The 4,609-nt window shown below is 62.6% G+C and carries 4 protein-coding genes; 2 read left to right on the top strand and 2 right to left on the bottom strand.

What is annotated here, in order from left to right; translation table 11 throughout:
- On the bottom strand, positions 1 to 1,480 hold a 1,480-nt coding region (locus tag L9Z73_RS25735), incomplete at its 3' end, for an ABC transporter transmembrane domain-containing protein (protein ID WP_247407193.1).
- Between the two features lie 245 nt (positions 1,481 to 1,725).
- On the opposite strand from L9Z73_RS25735, the gene L9Z73_RS25740 reads away from it, so the two are divergent.
- The gene (locus L9Z73_RS25740; RefSeq protein ID WP_247407196.1) at positions 1,726 to 1,899 is read left to right on the top strand and encodes a PA1571 family protein; all 174 of its coding nucleotides are present in this window, start codon (positions 1,726 to 1,728) and stop codon (positions 1,897 to 1,899) included.
- Between the two features lie 56 nt (positions 1,900 to 1,955).
- Here the strand turns inward: L9Z73_RS25740 and pdxB are convergent, their stop codons facing one another.
- The gene (gene pdxB, locus L9Z73_RS25745) at positions 1,956 to 3,098 is read right to left on the bottom strand and encodes a 4-phosphoerythronate dehydrogenase PdxB (RefSeq protein WP_247407199.1); all 1,143 of its coding nucleotides are present in this window, start codon (positions 3,096 to 3,098) and stop codon (positions 1,956 to 1,958) included.
- A gap of 206 nt (positions 3,099 to 3,304) precedes the next feature.
- On the opposite strand from pdxB, the gene L9Z73_RS25750 reads away from it, so the two are divergent.
- The coding region (locus L9Z73_RS25750; protein WP_247407204.1) for an MATE family efflux transporter at positions 3,305 to 4,609 on the top strand (1,305 nt) is incomplete at its 3' end.

Here is a 4,609-nt window from a genome sequence, read left to right on the forward strand (position 1 = left end):
CCAGGCGTTGCCGTTGGCCGCCGGAGAGGCCCATGCCGGCGTCGCCGAGGTGGGTCTGGTAACCATCGGGCATTTGCAGGATGAAGTCGTGGGCATGGGCGATGCGCGCGGCGGCTTCGACCTGCTCGCGGGTGGCCGTCGGGTTGCCGTAGCGGATGTTGTCCTCAACGCTGCCGAAGAACAGCGCCGGGCTCTGGGACACCAGGGCGAAGTGGCGGCGCAGGTCCTGGGGGTCGAGTTCGGTCAGCGGGTGGCCTTCGAGCAGGATGCGACCGTGCTGGGGATCATAGAAGCGCAGCAGCAGATCAAAAATCGTCGATTTGCCCGCACCCGACGGCCCCACCAGCGCCAGGGTTTCGCCGGGATTGATGGTCAGGCTCAAACCGTCGATGGCGTAAGTGTCCGGCCGCGAGGGGTAGGAAAAGCGCAGGTCTTGCAGCTCCATACGGCCGCTGACGCGGTCTGGTAACTGCACGGTGCCGCTGGCGGGCGCCTGGATCTCGTTGTTCGACTGCAGCAACTCGCCGATCCGCTCCGCCGCACCGGCGGCGCGCTGCAACTCGCCGAGCACTTCGCTCAACGTGCCGACGGCGCTGCCGACGATCAGGCTGTAGAACACAAACGCCGCCAGCTCGCCGCCGGAAATGCGCCCGCTGATCACGTCCATCCCGCCAACCCACAGCATCACGCCGACAGCACCGAGCACCAGCATGATCACCAGGGTGATCAGCCAGGCGCGCTGGGCGATGCGTTTGCGCGCCGTGGCGAAGGCGTCCTCGACGGTCACGGCAAAGCGTTGTTCGTCCTGTGCCTGGTGGTTAAAGGCCTGCACGGTCTTGATCTGGCCGAGCGTCTCGGACACGTAGCTGCCGACGTCGGCAATGCGGTCCTGGCTCAAGCGCGACAGGCTGCGCACGCGGCGGCCGAAAATCAGGATCGGCGCCAGCACCAACGGCAGCGCCACCACAACGATGCTGGTGAGCTTGGGATTGGTGACAAACAGCAGCACGATGCCACCGATGACCATCAAGGCGTTGCGCAGGAACAGCGACAACGAGGAGCCGATCACCGATTGCAACAGGGTGGTGTCGGTGGTCAACCGCGACTGGATCTCCGAGCTGCGGTTGTTTTCATAAAAACCCGGATGCAGGTAGATCAGGTGATTGAACACCTGCCGGCGAATGTCAGCCACCACCCGCTCGCCGATCCACGACACCAGGTAAAACCGCGCAAACGTGCCGACGGCCAGGCCCAGCACCAGGATCATGAACAGGCCGATAGACTGGTTGAGCAAGTGCGGTGACTGGGTCATGAACCCCTGGTCCACCAGCAGGCGAATGCCCTGCCCCATGGACAAGGTGATACCCGCGGTGACGATCAGCGCCACCAACGCACCGAGCGCCTGCCAGCGGTAGGGCGCAATGAAGCGGCTGGCCAGGCGAATTGCGCGGCGTTGACGGACAGAGAACATGGAGGGCATTACCTGATGATGGGAGATAGGAACCTGCAGATAACATTGGGGGAACTTGAGTAAATAACAATGAGTCAGGTTAATTATGCCCGCCGACATTGGCCCCTAGAGGTTATCGGTCTAACGCCCGTCTGGAAATTTGTAACGGTTTCTGGTGGACTGGGTATTCGAAGCGATGATCTTGCAAGGAGTTGTAACAGCTTGGTCACGCGGGGGGTTTAAAGTAGGTACACAACCTGATGAGGAGACAGGCCATGACCTTGCAAAACAGCAGCGATGCCAAGATTGAAGTAATCCGCCAACCGCAATACCTGCCTTGCTCCGTCATCGACGCCCAAGGCCGCGAAGTGCAGATTACCGAAGAGATGATCCAGCAAGCGTGCCGTGAGCTGGAACAGCGACTGGTCAAGCCTGCCCAGCAAGGCTGAAGTGTCCACGCTCTTTCAGAACCGGCCTTGATGGCCGGTTTTTTGTGGCCTCGTTCCTACAACAGTTCAGCGCCCAATGCTTCAACGATGCCCGACAATCGCACCGACTGCCCATGGATGCGCACCTTCAAGCCATCGATCTCACGGCGCTCCGGATAGTGCTTGCGCAGCAGGTCGAACGCCTTGCGTTGCTCATCCACCGTTCCCACGAGGCTGCGACGGAAATCCGCATCGTCGCGACGCGGGTCGTACACGCTGCGGCATAACGTCGCCAGCGCCCAGGCCGGGTCGGTAGACGCATTCAAGTGAACCTCGGCCAGCCACGGCGGCGGCAGCAAATCGCTCAGTTCAATCGCGGGTGCCTGACCCAGATGCGCACAAAACGCCTGGTAGATCTGCGCCGTGCCACGCTGCTTGCCATCCAGGCTGTAACCGGCGATATGCGGAGTGGCCAGCACGCAGAGGTCGGCCAGGTCGACATCCACTTCGGGCTCGCCTTCCCACACATCCAGCACCGCTTGCAGGTCTTCACGCTCCAGCAGCACGTCGCGCAGGGCGGCGTTGTCCACCACCGGGCCACGGCTGGCGTTGATCAGCCAGGCACCGGGCTTGAGACGGTTGAGGCGCTCGCGATCGAGCAAGTGCCAGGTGGAACCATTGCCGGACTTGGTCAACGGCGTGTGCAGGCTGATCACGTCGCATTGCTCGATGATCTGCTCCAGGCTGACGTAGTCACCGTCTTCGGCGATCTGCCGCGGCGGGTCGCAGACCAGCACGTTCCAGCCTAGGCCCTTGAGCACCTTGACCAGGCGCCCGCCCACTTCACCGGCGCCGACGACACCGTAAGTCCGCTGATTGAGGTCGGCCCCTTCGATTTCGGCCAGGGTCTGCAAGCTGCCCAGCACATAGTCCACCACGCCACGGGCATTGCAGCCGGGCGCGCTGGACCATTGAATGCTGGCCCGCTTGAAATAATCGAGGTCCAAATGATCGGTGCCGATGGTGCAGGTGCCGACAAAGCGCACCTTGGAACCTTCGAGCAAGGCTCGGTTGACGTTGGTCACCGAGCGCACCAGCAGCACATCAGCCTGTTCGACGGTGGCGCGGTCAATGGAACGGCCGGGCACCCGGCGGATTTCGCCAAATCCTTGGAAGAAAGCATCGAGTAGCGGAATATTTTCGTCGGCAACAATCAGCATGGCAGGCTCCTTTGGCGGATCAGCAGTGTACAGGGATGCGATCGGTGTTCCACCGCAGATCGAAGGTGGTAGCCGGCTTGCCAGCGCCCACAGGGAATTGCGCTGCCTGGAAGATTGCTTACAAATCGTTAACACAGGTTTTTTCCTGACCGCTGTGTCAACGCGTAGAATCCGCCGTCCTGCGCTCTTTTCTTGGACATCTGTACGTGAACACTGCCACCGCCACCCTCACCCGTCCCGCCCGCATCAGCCGGGAAGTGCGCGACCTGCTGAGACTCGCCGTGCCGATCATGATCGGCCAACTGGCAACCACCGCGATGAGCTTCGTCGACGCCGTGATGGCCGGGCGCGTCAGCCCGCAAGACCTGGCGGCGGTGGGCCTGGGAAATTCGATCTGGATTCCGGTGTACCTGCTGATGACCGGCACCTTGCTGGCCACCACGCCGAAAGTCGCCCAGCGCTACGGCGCCGGCCAGCACAGCGAGATCGGGCCACTGGTGCGCCAATCCCTGTGGTTGGCGGTGGTGGTCGGCATCATCGCGTCGCTGTTGCTGCTCAGCGCCGAACCGATCCTGCACGCGATGAAGGTTGAACCCGACCTGATCAAACCGTCCATGGGCTACCTGCACGGCATCGCCGCGGGCATGCCGGCCGTTGCGGTGTATTACGTGTTGCGTTGTTTCAGTGATGGCCTGGGTCGCACACGACCGAGCATGGTCATGGGCCTGTGCGGGTTGGCGCTGAATATCCCGCTGAACTACATCTTCATCTATGGTCATTTGGGCGTGCCAGCCATGGGCGGCGCGGGCTGCGGCTGGGCCACGGGCATTGCGATGTGGGTGATGATGCTCGGTTTGGCAGGCTGGACGCGCTGGGGGCCGGCGTACCAGAGCAGCGAACTGTTCAAGCGTTTCGATTGGCCGCAATGGGCGGTGATCAAGCGCGTATTGGGCATTGGCCTGCCAATCGGCATCGCGATCTTTGCCGAATCGAGCATCTTCGCAGTGATCGCCCTACTGATCGGCAGCCTGGGCGCCACAGTGGTCTCCGGCCATCAGATCGCCCTGAACGTCAGCTCCCTGGTGTTCATGATCCCCTACTCCCTGAGCATGGCCGTCACCGTGCGCGTCGGCCAGGCCCTCGGCCGTGACCAGCCGCGCGAAGCGCGCTTTGCCGCTGGCGTCGGCATGGGCACGGCGCTGGCGTATGCCTGCCTGTCCTGCAGCCTGATGCTGTTGTTCCGCGAACAGATCGCGACGATCTATACCCCGGACCCCGTGGTGATCCACCTGGCGTCGACGCTGATCGTGTTTTCAGCGCTGTTCCAGTTTTCCGACTCGATCCAGGTCACCGCCGCCGGTGCGTTGCGCGGCTATCAGGACACCCGGGTGACAATGGTGCTGACCCTGTTTGCCTACTGGGGCGTGGGGTTGCCGGTGGGTTACGCCCTGGGGCTGACCGACTGGCTGGGCGAGCCGAGCGGCCCCAGCGGTTTGTGGCAGGGGCTGATC

It is taken from the genome of Pseudomonas emilianonis (assembly GCF_023072625.1).
In the GTDB taxonomy this organism is placed as follows: domain Bacteria; phylum Pseudomonadota; class Gammaproteobacteria; order Pseudomonadales; family Pseudomonadaceae; genus Aquipseudomonas; species Aquipseudomonas paraveronii.

Coding starts and splice junctions, on each gene's coding strand:
- L9Z73_RS25740 (WP_247407196.1), top strand. CDS start 1,726: ATGACCTTGCAAAACAGCAGCGATGCCAAGATTGAAGTAATCCGCCAA.
- pdxB (WP_247407199.1), bottom strand. CDS start 3,098: ATGCTGATTGTTGCCGACGAAAATATTCCGCTACTCGATGCTTTCTTC.